Origin of the sequence: Streptomyces sp. NBC_01433 (genome assembly GCF_026340105.1) — a bacterium.
In the GTDB taxonomy this organism is placed as follows: Bacteria; Actinomycetota; Actinomycetes; order Streptomycetales; family Streptomycetaceae; genus Streptomyces.
On the sequence record NZ_JAPEPM010000004.1, the window covers coordinates 408,151 to 421,804 of the forward strand.

Below are 13,654 nucleotides of genomic sequence, written 5' to 3' on the forward strand. Positions count from 1 at the left end.
CGCGTGTTCGAAGGAGAGACCCCGTATGTCCATATCCACGACCGCCCCGGCCGCCGTCCCGTCCATCGCCACGCCCGCCCTCGCCACAGCCACTGTCACGGCGCCCGCTACCACCCCGAGGAGGACGCCCCGGTACCCGCACATCCCCGCCAAGGCGGGCAACGCGAACGTCCGCGCCCTGCTCGGCCAGGGTATCCACCCTGCCAGCGGACAGCCCCTCACCACCACCGCCACCCCTGACCGTGGCCGTGACCGTGACGCGAGCAGGGTGCGCGAGTACCTCAAGTGCTCGAAGGCCCCAGTCAGCCGACGCGGCCGCCAGGGCATCGATCTGCGTCCCGACCTGCCCGCCTGCACCCTCCACTGCTCGTTCACCGACTGGCCGTTCGACCCCGACGGCCACGATCAGACCCTGGCCGACCAGATCGGCACAGGCCGCGATCACGCCGACGACTGGGGTGTCTACACGGTTTACCGGATCTTCGGCATCGACGAGGAGTACCAGCGCGCCTGGGTCGCGGTCGAAGCCGAGATGACTCCTAACGCCGCCGCTCCCACCGGTCACGCCGCCCGGCCGCCGCGCTACTCGCGCCCGGACCAGCCCCAGCTGTACCGGTTCTGGACCCGCCTGTCCCGTCTCCACACCGCCCACATCACCCACCCCACCGACGTGGACACGAGCGACTGCACGCACCTGCTCGTCCGCAGCGGCCGCGTTCTCCTCGGCCAGCCCGGCGCCTGACCGCCCGCGGAGCTCCGCCCCTTAGGCCCGTCTCCACCACCCGCTTGGCAACGGGGCCCGCCATCCTCAAGTCACTCGCGAAGTAGGGGCTAAGGGGCCGCGCGCTGACCAGCAGCAGCCCGCTGTACATCCCCGGCCCCCGTCTCCCGCGCAGGGAGGCAGGGGCCGTCCCATGCCCGCCGCGCCCCGCCACCCGCCCGGAACCGGTCCTTGCGCTGCTTGCTGGCCACCGGGCCACGGTTCGACCACCTACAAGCGCCGGGGGATGCCGTGACCAGCCAATACCTGCCGCACCGCCCCAGTCGTTCAGCCGAGTCGAGGAGACCGCGCGTGACCACTTCCACCCACGTCCAGACATTCCGCTACGGAGGCTGGGTGTTCAACATCGACAGCGCCCTGACCATCGTGAAACAGCCTCACCACACCCCCCTGCCGACCTCCGTCGCCGCCTGGGCGGACGCCTACCACCTGAACCAGCTGGGCCCGGACTATCAGGGCGCGTCCTGGTGCCCAGTCTTCGGTCCGGACCAGTCGCACTTCAACGTCGAGCACGCGATGCAGACCGACCTCGCCAGACCAGTGATCATCGCCACGATGGAGTTCGACGGCGCTGAGGCGGTCCTCCTGATCGATGGCGTCCACCGCATATACCGCGCAATGGTCGAGAACCGGCCGACGCTGCCCGCCTACCTCCTGTCCGTTACGGAAACCAAGCAGATCCGCGAACGCTGACCCTACTCACCCCGCTTCCGGCCCCGCCTCCTCCGGGAGCGGGGCCGGATCGCTGTCTCCTCCCCGCTCGCCTCCGGGCCCGGTCCCGTGCACTGGCACCGGGCTCGGCGCGCGGGCCAGTGAATGCAGGGAGGGGCCCTTGCGGGTGTTGCCAGACGCCGGGTGAGAGTACGGCCAACCGGCGGGTGACAACCATTCCCTGCCGGTGCCGCCGAATGCCACCGACCCTCCGGAGCCTCTGCCGTGCCATTCTCGACAGCCGCACAAGCCCGCATCGACGCCCTCACCGCGTTCACCCGCTTCGGCCCCGACTACCGGCGCAGTGTCGCCGAGGCACTCGCCTTTGCCCGCAGCGCTGCCCGCTGGGGCGACTGCGCATGCCTCTATCTCGTCGAAGCAGAAGTGTCCGCGGGCACCCGCTCCCGTGACGACCTCGGCCGGGCTCGGGCCACCACGAGCCCCGAACACCTGACCCAAGGCGGCGCCATCCACGACGCCTTGTGCAGCTGCCCCGCCCGCGCCTCTTCCTGACCAGCGGCGCCCGGCCGCCCCCCGACACAGCCACCCCTACAACTCGGAGTCAACCGCTTTGAGCACCGCCCTCGCCCCTGTCCCCGAGCCCATCCCCGTCGCAGCCGAAACCACGATGGATCTCACCGGACTCACCATTTACACGGCCGCGATCGTGCGCCTCGCTGAAGAGAAGGGTCTGCGTCCCACCTGGGGCCAGCCGCACGGTCGCACCCGCCGCATCGTCCTCAACTCAGTCGGACCCCACGGCGCGTTCGGCTCCATCGTCATCGGCCGCACCAGCGGCAAGGTCCTGCGCGCCGAAGTCATCCACGGCAACGACGCCAGACATCCCTGCCACGCCAAGGGCACCAACGCCGTCCGCGTCCTGCTCAGCAGCGTTCGCCGGTCCACCTGCCAACCTGGCTGCAACGCCCCATTCTCGGCTGACTGTCGGTGCTGAACAGCTGAACAGCTGAACACCCTATACCGGCACCCGAAGCGGCCCGCCCCCACCGGGGCGGGCCGCTTCGCGCTCTCCCGACCAGCCCGTCCCCGAACGCCCCAACTCCCGCGCTTGTCTTCCACCCGACTCCCTGACCTGTGAGGCGCGCGGGCGCGGCGTCTGCGGTGCTGACTCCCGCTTGTGGGCCTTGCCGGCCGCCAGGCCATGGTGCGGCCACCGGCCCGGGGGCGCGGTGACCACCAACCTCTCCCGGGACCCGCCCGCCACCCGTGTCCACCGGCCTTAAGGAATTTGCTGTGTCTGCCACCCTGATGTACCACCATGACCGCGCCGATCTCACCTTCACCTGGAACAGCAGCACCCAGATCACGATCCGCGCCGGGAGCACGGTCCCGCACTGGGGTGTCTACCCCGACCGGATCAGCGTCGGCGAGCTGCCCTTTACCCTCAGCGCACTACGCGACGCATGTGACGCCTGGTGGGAAGGAAGGGAGATCACCACCGGCCGGAACTTCGCAGAGCACCCGTGGACCACCTACGAGTTCAGCGGACGAGTGCAGATCCGCTACCAGGGGGGCCCGTTCATCGAGGCAGTCCTCACCGAGCACTGCCAGCCTCTCCCCGCCAACAGCATGGACTGGCAGCCGATAATCGACCTCGCCGCCGATGACCGCACCCCCACCGACGTCACCACCGACTGGCTGTACCGCCGCACCAACGGCTGGACCACCGGGGTACTGGAACACCTCGGCATTCACGCACCCCAGCAAGTTCCGGACTCGGCCCGCTACGGCGACGGCACGGGTGACTCGGTCACCGCCTGGACGATCCGCCACCTGCCCACCCAGGTGAAGGCCGACAGCACCTGGGGCGCCTGGACCACCTGGTTCGCCGCCACCGCACGTGAGGTCTGGAACGCACCGCAGGGGCCCGAGCAGTGGCGCAACGCCGGAATCGTCACACGGCCAGTCGCCGACTGGGCACCATGGACGTACCAGGACATCACCGCCGACGGGACCCGCTTCAACTTCTCTTGGCTCGGCGGCAATAGCGTCCACATCACCTGTCCTGACAATCCCCGCCTCGCCACCCTCTATGACTCCACGTTCCTCCTCCATCCGCGTGAGCAGGCCACAGGCCCCCTGCTGCCCTGGCTTCAGGAGCAGGCCCGTCAGTGGATCGCCAACTGCACCACCACGCAGACGCTCGCCGAAATCCTCGCCTCGACCCCCGGCAACTCCTTCCGCCACGCCCCCTGGCAGATCGAACTGGCAGGTCCCGGCCTCAGCGCGCACGCACCCTGCCTCACCGAGGAGGAGGCATACAAGGTGGCCCGCCAAGCCCGGGACAACGCCGCCAACGAGGAAGGCGTCTCCTTCCGCTCCATCTTCCGCTACCACGACTCCGCCAACGGCGTAAGCAACGTCTGCGTAAAACACTGGAACCCCGAAGAGAACCTCTGGCGCACCCACAGCCGCCCCTGGAACAAAAACAACCCGGCCCCGGATGCCCTCATCCCGTATCCCAGTGCCGCGCCCGCCAGTTGACGCCGCGCCCTCCGGTCTCGCCCTCCAAGGAGCCGGAGGCCGCTGCGTGCCCGCCTCCGCCTGCCGCGCTTCAAGACGCCACCGCCAGGCGGCGGAAGAAGACCGCCACCGCGCGATTGCCGACGCCATCCGCACCGCCAACTGGGAGGTCGACCTGTACGACCCGGAAGCCCTCCCTATCCACCTGCACAGCGTTGCCCCGGCGCCGGGCCCTCGTCCAGCCAGCCGATCCCGTGTCCGCCTCGCTCCACACCACACCCGGCACCGCGCCAGCCCTGCGTGTTGTGCGGCTTCGGCTTGGCTGCACCCAGGCCGGTGTGCGGACATCGAGAACGCAGCTCTCAACCGGCCCGTTGCACCGCAGCCGGCCGGGTCCGGTGGTTGCGGGGGTTGCCCGAACCTGCCCCACAGTCAGCCCCCGGAGCCGAGGTGACCGCCACGGCCCACTATCTAGAAAGGGAATATCGTCATGCAGATCTCAAGGGCCACGCTCAAAGAGCTTCAGCACGCAGCCTGTGACGGCCCCATGGTTCGTCTGCGTACGAACGCCGACCCGGTGGGCGCGGAGGGGGCTCACAAGGTCCTTACTCGGTCCGGGGCCACCTGGAGCGTGAGGCACCGCAGTTACGTGTTTTCCGACCTGTTCCCGTTCGGGCAGGCCGCTGCGCTGGTCAGTCAGATCCTCGACCTCCGGTGCGCGGTGAACCGGCCCGACCGCGGCGTGGTGTCCTGTCCGCAGTCGATCGCGGAAACCCTCTGGGCCGGCCTCGATGAGGTACAACCGGAGTCGGAGGTGCTTGAGCCCTCTGCGGGCCATGGAGTCCTTGCAGCCGAAGGCACGGCTCTAGGACACGCCGTTGACTGTTACGAGATCGACATCCACCGCGCCGCAGACATCACCCGCGCGGGGATCGCACGCAACGTGACCACCACGGACTTCCTGACGGTGACCGCCCAGCCCGCCTACGACGCCGTCGTCATGTATCCGCCCCACCGGCGAGACCTGGCCATCAAGCACGTCCTGCAGGCTTACCGCTTCCTGCGCCCAGGCGGAATCCTGGCAGCTCTGGTGTCCCGCGGAGTACAGAACGCGGCCGGTGAACGCGGGGAGCAGTTCCGCGAGCTGATCAGCCGAGCTGGCTACCTGCGCGTCCTGGATGAGGCGGACTTCGATGATGGCTACCTTCTGTCACCGACGGGACTGCGTATCCAGGCCCAACTGCTCTATCTCTACGCTGACGCCGCAGACACAGAGGAAGCCACCGATCAGTCGTAGACCTGAGCGCCGTCACGCCTAGGCCCGCCCTACGACGGTCCGCTGTGAGCAGGGCGACGGGGCCCGACTCCCGTTCCCGCCCCGCATCCTGTACCGCCCGTTCCGCCCTCCCGGCGGGACGGGCGGCTTCGCGCTCCCCCGGCGCCGGGACCTCATCCAGCCGGGCCCCCGTCCCGTGTTCGCCCCGCCCGGAACCGCGTCAGTCCTCTAGGGATTGCGGGGCTTGGCCTCGCCCGGGGCAGTGTCGGTGCTGCCGGAAGGCTTCCTCACCACCCGCACTGCCCTCCTGCTACGCAGGGCGCACAGTCCCGACCGCCTGACGTGCCCGCGCGATGGACCGGTCCGACAAGTGCAAAAACCACGACGTAAGACGTCCTGGTCCCCGACTCCGGCGAGAGTAACGCCGGTCACTCGAACTGAAGGAGTACCTCATGGAACTGTCAGCCACCCGACGCACCGACCCCGCGGCGCAGCAGATTCAGGATTCGGGGCTGTCCCTTGGTGATCTGGTCCAGTTCCCGGGCTGGACCGTGGAGACGGATGAGGGACGGGAGTTCGTCCCGGGCGGGTACGGATATCTGCGTGTTGTGTGGGCTGCTGACGGACAGGCATGCGCCGCCGTCGAGGGACTGGGCGGGGAGCGGCACGCGCCGCTGCTGTCGGATTTGCGGCCGCTGCGCTGGCACATGCGGATGATGAACCGCGGCACCCCGGAGCGCATCCCGTCGCCGGAGGCTTTGCGGGAGATCAACAACGCCATGATGGGCGAGGGCCGCAAGGCCGTACGAGAGATGTCGGAGTCCGCCGGGACCGCCCGGATCGTGTACCGAGACGTCCGGGGTGAGGTGTGGCTGACCCCGGCGACGGCCGCCCAGGTCGCGACGGAGCAGAAGCCAGAGGCGGAGCGGTATGCGCCCGGCGACCGGGTGATCGTCCGGGGTACCTACTACCAGCCCGAGGAACGACGTACATACGTCCTGCCTGAGTACGAGGGCGCCGTAGTGAACTGGGCTGCCGGGCACTACAACGTCCGTGCGGTCGAGGCCGACGAGCACGGCGCGGACGGAGTCCGGCAGTGCCAGGCGCGGGAGCTGCGCCCCGTTCCTCCGACCGTCGACAACGTGGTCGACGTCCCGCACACCCTGTACCTCTCCGGTGAGCTCCGCCACGAAGGGGTACCCGCCGACCAGATCCGAAAGATCGTCGAGAACCTGCGGGGCAAGCGGCAGGTGTTCATCCAGGACCCGGACGATCAGGCGATCGTGGTGGAGAACGCCCGGTACGTGCCGCAGCGCCCCGCCGAGAACCCGGAGCCCCGGCACTGAGGGGCACCCGCCTCTTCGGTTCTCCGGTGGTTGCCTCTCTTGCCTCGCCCTCAGCGATGTTCGGGCCAGCGGCGCGGAGGGAACGGCCCCCCTTCCCCCTCTCGGGTAACACCTGCCCGGCAGCGCCCGGCGCGGCAGACACACGTTCCCGGAGGGCTTCATGAAGGTGACACGCAGCGACTACGTCCTCGAATTCCCGCACGTTCTGGAACGGCTACGGGCCACGGCAGCCCAGTGCAAGAACCCGGCACACCTCGACTTCGTGACCACCGCGATCACCTCGTTCGAGGAGGAGGGCCCGGACGCCGAGCCCATCCTGAACGGCTGCCCCCAGCGCACCGCCCGGCTGATCTTCGAGGAAGTCACCGAGGCGTACATCACCACCGAGCAAGCCACCCGCATGGAGGACCAAAACAGCACTCTGGCCCATGACTTCCAGCTCCCCTACACCAGCCACCGCCGCGCCCAGGACCGCCGGGCAGAGCACGAACGCCGCATCCGAAGCGCCACCGGCCTGGACCGGCTGCGCCATCTACTGACCATCCCGTCCCAGTGACCGTCCGCTCACACGAGGCCCACCCCACCCGGGTGGGCCTCCACCGTCTGCAACCTTCCCGACTCCGCTCGGCTGGCACGGTTGTGGCACTAGCCCCGACGCCGCGCATGGTCCTGCCGTACCTCTCCACACGACGAAAGGACTAACCATGCCCACGTGCAATCTCGCTCTCTGCGCAGGACGTTTCCTGCTGAATGCCTTGAGCCGCGCGGAGATTCGCGCCCACGCGGACGGAGACCGCACCAGCGACTACTTCGTCGTTCCCGTCGAGGACGGCGGAGTCATCCTGGTCGCCGGAGTCAGCGGCCAGTCCAAGGAGAACGAACTCCACTACCGTCCGGCCGAGCACCGAGGCTGGGGAGCGGGACTCTACCCCGACGGCCTGGACGGCGGACGCTTCACCGAAATCTACCGGTCCTCCCACAGTGACCTTGCCACGGACACCAACCTCGTGGTCACCGCAGTCCAGGCCGTAATCGCAGGCTGACGCACCGACGGGAACGGCCAACGCTCAGCCCGAGACCCGCCCCGAAGACGGGGCGGGTCTCAACCCACCGAGAACCAACCGATGACTCTGCTGCTCATGCTTCACGGCTCTCACCGTCCTGCACCTCGTTCGCGGGCGTGCGTTGCTGGGCCTGGACGGCCGGAGAATCAAGGGAATGCCCGAACCCCCCGCCACTCGACCCACCCGGATTCGGGCCGCTGACCACCCGGCCTGCCGCCGGGCCTTGTGCGGCAGAGCCCCCGCCCCGCGGCCGTGTCGGTGTGGCCGGAAGGGGATGTTCCCGTACTACCCCACCCTGCGGTCGAGCCACCGGCACCTCGCTCTCACGGCGCACCCGCCCGGCCACCAGCCCACGGCGCGCCGTCCCGACACCCGCAGTTCGCAGGAAGGCCCCTCGTCTGGCACCGGCTTGGCATCGTCTACCCCCGCCGCCACCGTTGACGCCGGCGCGCTCACCGGCCGCCCCCGGCGCGCCAGGCAGAGGGTTGCGTGGCTTGGCTGCCTGCTCGGCATCGTCGGCGCAGCCGAAGAGGCACACCAATGGATTCAGGAGACAAACCATGCCCGACACTTTCTGGACGGTGATCGCTCAACAGCACAAGGAGCTGGAGTCGGCCCGCACCGCCGACGACGTCCTCCGCATCCTCAGCCACGCCCGCAACCCCTACGGCCCCAACTGGGACGGTGCTGCGGGTGACGGCTTCTTTGCGGGTTCGGGGGGAGACAGAACCGTTGCTGCTGCCCTGCGTACCGCGGGCTGGACCGCCGTCTGGGCGGAGTCGCCGGTCTACTACACGATGCGCGCCCTTGATGGATCGATGATCACCTACATCGAGGGGGACATCATCCGGGGCGACCGGCGTGGGAACAGCCCCGACCAGGACAGCTCCGACTGACCGCCCCTGCCCGCACCGCCTGTACGAGGCCCATCCCGTCGCCGGGGTGGGCCTTGGCGTTGGTCATCCCCGCCCGTCCGCCGCCGTACCGCGTCGCTGTGCCCAGCCGCGCCGTGCCCCGGGCCGGTCGTGGGCTGGTCGTGGTGGTGTTGCGGTCGTTGGTCGGCTCCCGGTCATGGTGCGGCACATCGGCCCGGGGGAGCGGTGCCCGCCCATTCCCCGCTCCCTCGCCCCGGCCCATATCAGTCCTCATCGGCCGCGCCGGGCACGGCGCCGCCGGTGAGCCCGCCGACCATCCCGGAGCCCCCGACCATGACCCTTCCTTCCGGCCTGTACATCACCCCGCTCCCGTTCGCGCCGACAAAGTTCACTCTCTACGCCCCCTCACCTGCCCACCGACAGGCAACAGGACTGGCTGGAGGAGCGGATCGGCGGTGGGGTCAGGGCAGTCGCCTACCACCTCCGCGCGTCCGTGCACGTGAACAGCAGCGCCATCGTGCTCGGCCAGCAGCCCAACCCGGTCCTGTGGACCCTGGCCTGCGCCTGGCGCGACCGCATCCTGCCCTACACCCTGCACGGGCCTGCCCTGATCACCGGACGCGCCTACCTCAGCGGCACGTACCTGCCGCTTACCGGGCAGATGGCCACCCAGACACAGGCGGCACTGAAGGCGGCGGCCGGCTGGTGGCTGGAGCACGACTACGACATCCCACTGTGGCCGGTCAACACTCTGGCCGCGCGGCCCGCGCCGCCGCTCGCTCCACGCGGCCTCTTGCCCGTGCCCTTGCGCCGTCCGCCGCTCCTGGCCGCCGCGGTGCGAAGTTGTGGGGCGGGGCGCGGCCTGTGCGGTGAGGGCACCCGCTTGCGGGTCTTGCCGGCCGCCGCCTCAGAGTGCGGTCACCGACCCCGGGAGAAGTGATGACCATCAGTCTCGCCTCCCCTGCGCTGTACGCGCCCCTTTGCTCACCGCTTGAGAGGAGCCCGCCGTGCCCGCCACCCCGACTTACCACCACAAACAGTCTCTGCTCTCCACACTCGTCGCATCGGGACTCTGGACCGGACTGAAGTCCGCCCTCGCCGACTGTGAGACGCGCCCGCACGATAGTCCTTACAGCGAAGGCTTCGACTTCACGTCCTGCCAGCATCCCCGCAACATCTGCTCCATCTGCCTGAGCGGCTCAGTCCGCATCGGAGCGCGCACGGGCAACCTGTCCGTGACGGTACGTCGGGTCCACGATGACCAGTGGATGGCCGCGCTCGGTGCCATCGGCCCCGCCTCCGAGCCCGCCAAGCGCAACCCATACTCCCTCGGCCCGCTCGGCGTGCCTGGCTGGCAGAAGGTGAAATCCTTCGTGCCGAACACCACCTGCGGCCAGCTGATCCTGCCCAGCCCGATCGATGTCTCCACCCACTTCAAGAACCACTCCGACCCCGCCTTTCTGCTCGCCACCGTGGGCATCGCTCCCTCCACGCGTGAACACTGCGTACCTGCTTGGGACCAGGGAGTACGGTTCCTTCAAGCCCTCACCAGCGGCGGCGCCGATGCCGATACGGCGGTGCCCTGCACGGCGTGATGCGCGAGCTCGACGACCGCTGACCAACCCCACCACCACCCCCTTCTCTTCTGTCCCCGGTCGCGTCCCTGTGCGCGGGCCGGGGACAGCAGTTGGTGCCGCCGTGCCTGGCTCCGCTCTTCGTGCCGGGCGCCGCCGCACGTGCCGGTGCCGGGGCCGGGGATAATGTGCCGGTTGTGTGCGGACGGTTGGGGTGTGCAGGTATTGGGGTGACGTGGGGGTTGTTGTCCTGTTTGCGCCATGAGGGCCGTTGGTTCCTGGTGACGCCGTGACCAGGAACCAACGGCCCCCATGATCAAGAAGAAAGACGGAGCCCGCCGGGTGGAGATGGACGGCCGCGCCCGGCGGCTACGTCGCCCCGCCGCCGCAGTACTCCCGACCGGACCAGCCGCACCTGTACCGGTTCTGGACCAAACTGTCCCGCCTGCACACCGCCCAGCGCACGCATGAACTCGTCCGGAGCGGCCGTCTCCTGATCGCCCCGACCGGCCACTGACCCACCCGCGCCCCGATAACCACCGTCGGCCCGCCCCGCAATTCCTGGGGGCGGGCCGACGACGTGTCTATCCCCTAGCCGCCGCTTGCGCGGCTTGTCGGCCGCCACTTCACAGTGCACGCACCCACCACGGGCAACCGGTCTGACCCCGAAGTTAGGAACCGCATCGTGTACGAGAAGCCCGACCTGGACTCCCCGCTCGCCGCCCTGCGCACGAACATCACCGCGTGGCAGGCCAGCCTTGAGCGGCACTTGTCCGAAAGGCGCAAGGGCAAGGGCATCGCCTTCGACGTCCAGCTCATGGAGGACCGCGACGACATCGCCGCGAAGCTCGTGGAGGACTTCACCGCGATCGACGCCGAGATGTCCAAGCGCCGCGTGATCGACAGCGCCGCCCCCTCGGCGTGGAGCATCGAGCGTCTCACCGACGCCGAGCTCGCCGTCGCCAAGGCCGACTGGCCGGAACTGGCCCTGTTCAACGACGTCACCCTCCGCCTGGCCGCCGACGTCCTCGGCATCCGCATGGTCCGGGACATGGCTCGGCAAGCCGTACGCAACGCCCCCGCCGTCCTCGACTCCCGCACGAAGTAGAGCCCGTCCGCCGCTCCGCTGCGCCCAGGCATCCCCGGCCCGCTCCCGATCCCCGGGGGCGGGCCGTCGCCATCCCGCCCCCGCCCGCGGCCTGCCGGGGCTTGCGGGGCTGACCACATCCCCCACCTCCGCCCCCGGCCCGCACGAGGCCCACCCCACCGCAGCGGTGCGCCTTTCGCGTCCGCCCCGTCGGGGCCGTCCCGTGCCCGCAACCGAGCACGGACCGTCGACCGCCGCCGCTCCGGCAACCCGGACGACGGCTGCGCCCCGGCCGCCGGGACCATCTGCGCGGAAGGGGTTGTGGGGCTAAGTCGTCCGCAGGTCAGAGTCGGCGCAGCCGGAACGCCCGCCACGAACCCCCTCTCGTGCGCCGTGAGCGACCGGCTTCGGCCGGGCTGCGCGGGACGCGGCCCCCTCCCGCCCCCACGTGGCCCGGCCTCCACCCGCCCCGCCCCTCACGCTCCAAGGAGTCTGTGTGTTCGACCATCCGATGCTGATCGTCGGCGTTCTGCTGGTACTGGCAGCGGACGCCATCGCGGTACACGGGTTCGTCCGCAGCGTCCGCGGCACTGCCTCCCCTCGTCGCTTCCTGATGGTCGCCGTGCCGCTCGTGCCCGCCGCACTGCTGTTCGCCCTGGCTCACGTCTACTGGCTCGCCATCACAGTTCTGGCAGCCGCCGCCCTGCTCGCGGGCTTCGTGGAGGGCGTGCACCGTCTGGTCCGGCGGCGGTCGGCGCAGCCGCACCGCTCGGCCCCGCGCCGTTGACGCTGCCATCTCTCACCGGCCCCGGCCCGCACCAGCGGGCCGGGGCCGTCCGCACTGCCCGCCCCGGCTGGCCGAATCACGGCCCGGGGCGGAGCGAGTTGCGGAGCTTGCCCGGCCCCGCTCCACGGTGCGCCCAGCACCCGGGCCACCCGCCCGGTGCACGGCCAGCACGGCCGAACCCTGCTGTCTTTGCGAGGAGTTCTCTTGTCCGACATCCTGTTCACGCTCATCACCGCCCTCCAGGTGGTATCCGCCCTGGCCGCCCTGTTCACGGTCTTCAAGCCCGGCACCTCGGAGCGGACCCGGCACAGGGCGTTCAGCGTCATGACCGCCGCGACGCTGCTCGCCGCCGTCGCCCACCTGATGAGCGGCCACATGCTCGCCGGGACGCTGTTCGCCGCCCTCACCGCCCTGCTCCTGGTCACCTGGGGCCAGGTGCCCCGGGTCCTGGTCCGCTGGGTCCGGGCCCGCAAGGACGAGAAGTCCAGGAAGTAGCAGGGCCAGCCCCCGCCTCACCCCGGCCCCGGCCCGCCCTCACGGCGGCCGGGGCCGTCCCATGCCCGCCGCACACTGCTGGATCGCCCCGCCCGCTCCCTCTTGCGCTTGCTGGCCGCCGCCGCACGGTACGGGCCACCAACGACCGCCGACGGCCCGGCACTGTCCCACGGGCAGGAGCCGGGATCTGGGGTTCGTCAGTCGGTGTGTCGCAGCAGGACCACGGCTGTGGCATCGTTGCTGTAGCCGTCGTCATCCGCTTCGGCGGCGGAGGTCAGCGCATCCGCCAGGGCCTGCGGATCAGAGCCATACTCGCGGCACAACTCCTCCGCAGTCTCCTGCTCCACCTGGTCTCAGGTGCCCGCGCACCGCAGCCATGAGCCGGCCCCCAGCGCGGCGGGTGGCGGGCCAAGGCGACACGGGCCAGCGGGCTCCAGCAGGCGGGACGGCCGACCGTGCCCTGCTCCGGCGCCGGAGCAGGGCACGGGGCCGCGCATAGGCGCGACGACCCCGATGAAAGGCGACCTTCGCCTCAGCGGGACGGTTGTCCTGGAGTCCACGGCCTACCCGAGACCGCCGAGGGACTGCTGCTCCCGATTCTGGAGAAGTCCCGAGGGTGCAGATGCCTGCCCTTTCTTGACGATCCAGGCGCGGTCAACGGTCGGCTTGCTCACAAACATCCGCGCACCTTCAGCTCTTTGACGATCCCTTCGCTGAGATCCCGTACCTGACTGACCGTCAGATCCGGCAACGTGGCGACTGAAGCGAGGATCGTCGCTTTGCGGATTTCCGACTCCATGAGAGCGGACGGAATCGAGGCCGTGGCTGGGGTCATCACGGCTCCGCCAGTCATGGGGATGCCGTCGGCTCCGTCGAGGAATGCGATACAACTACCCGTAACGAAACCGAACTTGTTCTCGATCTTCGCGTACGTGGCGCTGCGGGTCGGCTCCCCGCCTTCCACTCGGCGGTACGTCATGGGTGACAACTGGCATTCCTGGGCGGCCTGGTCTCTGTTCCATCCGATCTCCAGGCGCCGATCCCGTACGAGCATTCCGAGGTGCTCAAGAGTCGAGCGCGGTCCTTCATTGATGTCCATGTCACCACGATAGTGCAAACGCCATAAAAGATGGCAAGTTCGCCAACTTTCCTGGCGTTTCTGTGATTCGGCTTG

At 69.6% G+C, this 13,654-nt stretch carries 17 protein-coding genes; 15 read left to right on the forward strand and 2 right to left on the reverse strand.

All coding sequences use genetic code 11. The features are described 5' to 3' along the window. Positions 1–25 precede the first annotated feature (25 nt). From OG413_RS41425 to OG413_RS41495, 15 genes are all read left to right on the forward strand, one after another. The gene (locus OG413_RS41425; protein ID WP_266814907.1) at positions 26–742 is read left to right on the forward strand and encodes a hypothetical protein; all 717 of its coding nucleotides are present in this window, start codon (positions 26–28) and stop codon (positions 740–742) included. 330 nt (positions 743–1,072) lie between these two features. Continuing rightward, positions 1,073–1,474, forward strand: a complete 402-nt coding sequence (locus OG413_RS41430) for a hypothetical protein (RefSeq protein WP_266814909.1) — start codon at positions 1,073–1,075, stop codon at positions 1,472–1,474. Positions 1,475–1,717: 243 nt separating this feature from the next. Then, positions 1,718–2,005, forward strand: coding sequence for a hypothetical protein (locus OG413_RS41435; protein ID WP_266814910.1), 288 nt, complete (start codon positions 1,718–1,720; stop codon positions 2,003–2,005). A gap of 58 nt (positions 2,006–2,063) precedes the next feature. Next, complete coding sequence (locus OG413_RS41440) at positions 2,064–2,447, forward strand: hypothetical protein (protein ID WP_266814912.1); 384 nt, start codon at positions 2,064–2,066, stop codon at positions 2,445–2,447. A gap of 299 nt (positions 2,448–2,746) precedes the next feature. Next, a complete protein-coding gene (locus OG413_RS41445) occupies positions 2,747–3,997 on the forward strand; it encodes a hypothetical protein (RefSeq protein ID WP_266814914.1) in 1,251 nt (416 codons plus the stop codon). Positions 3,998–4,466: 469 nt separating this feature from the next. Then, on the forward strand, positions 4,467–5,273 hold the full coding sequence (locus OG413_RS41450) for an SAM-dependent methyltransferase (RefSeq protein WP_266814916.1): 807 nt from the start codon (positions 4,467–4,469) through the stop codon (positions 5,271–5,273). Between the two features lie 431 nt (positions 5,274–5,704). Next, a complete protein-coding gene (locus OG413_RS41455) occupies positions 5,705–6,598 on the forward strand; it encodes a hypothetical protein (RefSeq protein ID WP_266814917.1) in 894 nt (297 codons plus the stop codon). A 160-nt stretch (positions 6,599–6,758) separates the two neighbouring features. Beyond that, entirely contained in the window at positions 6,759–7,154 is a 396-nt protein-coding gene (locus OG413_RS41460; RefSeq protein ID WP_266814919.1) for a hypothetical protein, read from the forward strand. 148 nt (positions 7,155–7,302) lie between these two features. Continuing rightward, a complete protein-coding gene (locus tag OG413_RS41465; RefSeq protein ID WP_266814921.1) occupies positions 7,303–7,641 on the forward strand; it encodes a hypothetical protein in 339 nt (112 codons plus the stop codon). Positions 7,642–8,222: 581 nt separating this feature from the next. After that, on the forward strand, positions 8,223–8,558 hold the full coding sequence (locus tag OG413_RS41470) for a hypothetical protein (protein ID WP_266814923.1): 336 nt from the start codon (positions 8,223–8,225) through the stop codon (positions 8,556–8,558). 478 nt (positions 8,559–9,036) lie between these two features. Then, positions 9,037–9,477: a hypothetical protein gene (locus OG413_RS41475; protein WP_266814925.1), complete on the forward strand. Its 441-nt coding sequence runs from the start codon at positions 9,037–9,039 to the stop codon at positions 9,475–9,477. 67 nt (positions 9,478–9,544) lie between these two features. Further along, a complete protein-coding gene (locus OG413_RS41480) occupies positions 9,545–10,132 on the forward strand; it encodes a hypothetical protein (protein ID WP_266814927.1) in 588 nt (195 codons plus the stop codon). A 664-nt stretch (positions 10,133–10,796) separates the two neighbouring features. After that, a complete protein-coding gene (locus OG413_RS41485; protein ID WP_266814929.1) occupies positions 10,797–11,219 on the forward strand; it encodes a hypothetical protein in 423 nt (140 codons plus the stop codon). Positions 11,220–11,694: 475 nt separating this feature from the next. Next, complete coding sequence (locus OG413_RS41490; protein WP_266814931.1) at positions 11,695–11,985, forward strand: hypothetical protein; 291 nt, start codon at positions 11,695–11,697, stop codon at positions 11,983–11,985. Between the two features lie 204 nt (positions 11,986–12,189). Then, positions 12,190–12,480 (forward strand): hypothetical protein, encoded by a 291-nt coding sequence (locus OG413_RS41495; protein ID WP_266814933.1) that lies wholly within the window; start codon positions 12,190–12,192, stop codon positions 12,478–12,480. 197 nt (positions 12,481–12,677) lie between these two features. Here the strand turns inward: OG413_RS41495 and OG413_RS41500 are convergent, their stop codons facing one another. Together OG413_RS41500 and OG413_RS41505 are read right to left on the reverse strand one after the other, a co-directional pair. Continuing rightward, entirely contained in the window at positions 12,678–12,827 is a 150-nt protein-coding gene (locus OG413_RS41500) for a hypothetical protein (RefSeq protein ID WP_266814935.1), read from the reverse strand. Positions 12,828–13,150: 323 nt separating this feature from the next. Beyond that, on the reverse strand, positions 13,151–13,579 hold the full coding sequence (locus OG413_RS41505; protein WP_266814937.1) for a helix-turn-helix transcriptional regulator: 429 nt from the start codon (positions 13,577–13,579) through the stop codon (positions 13,151–13,153). Positions 13,580–13,654: the final 75 nt, after the last annotated feature.

Bases quoted from the DNA above. Each gene is read 5' to 3' on its own strand.
- OG413_RS41425 (WP_266814907.1), top strand. From the start codon at position 26: ATGTCCATATCCACGACCGCCCCGGCCGCCGTCCCGTCCATCGCCACG.
- OG413_RS41450 (WP_266814916.1), top strand. From the start codon at position 4,467: ATGCAGATCTCAAGGGCCACGCTCAAAGAGCTTCAGCACGCAGCCTGT.
- OG413_RS41455 (WP_266814917.1), top strand. From the start codon at position 5,705: ATGGAACTGTCAGCCACCCGACGCACCGACCCCGCGGCGCAGCAGATT.
- OG413_RS41460 (WP_266814919.1), top strand. From the start codon at position 6,759: ATGAAGGTGACACGCAGCGACTACGTCCTCGAATTCCCGCACGTTCTG.
- OG413_RS41465 (WP_266814921.1), top strand. From the start codon at position 7,303: ATGCCCACGTGCAATCTCGCTCTCTGCGCAGGACGTTTCCTGCTGAAT.
- OG413_RS41470 (WP_266814923.1), top strand. From the start codon at position 8,223: ATGCCCGACACTTTCTGGACGGTGATCGCTCAACAGCACAAGGAGCTG.
- OG413_RS41505 (WP_266814937.1), bottom strand. From the start codon at position 13,579: ATGGACATCAATGAAGGACCGCGCTCGACTCTTGAGCACCTCGGAATG.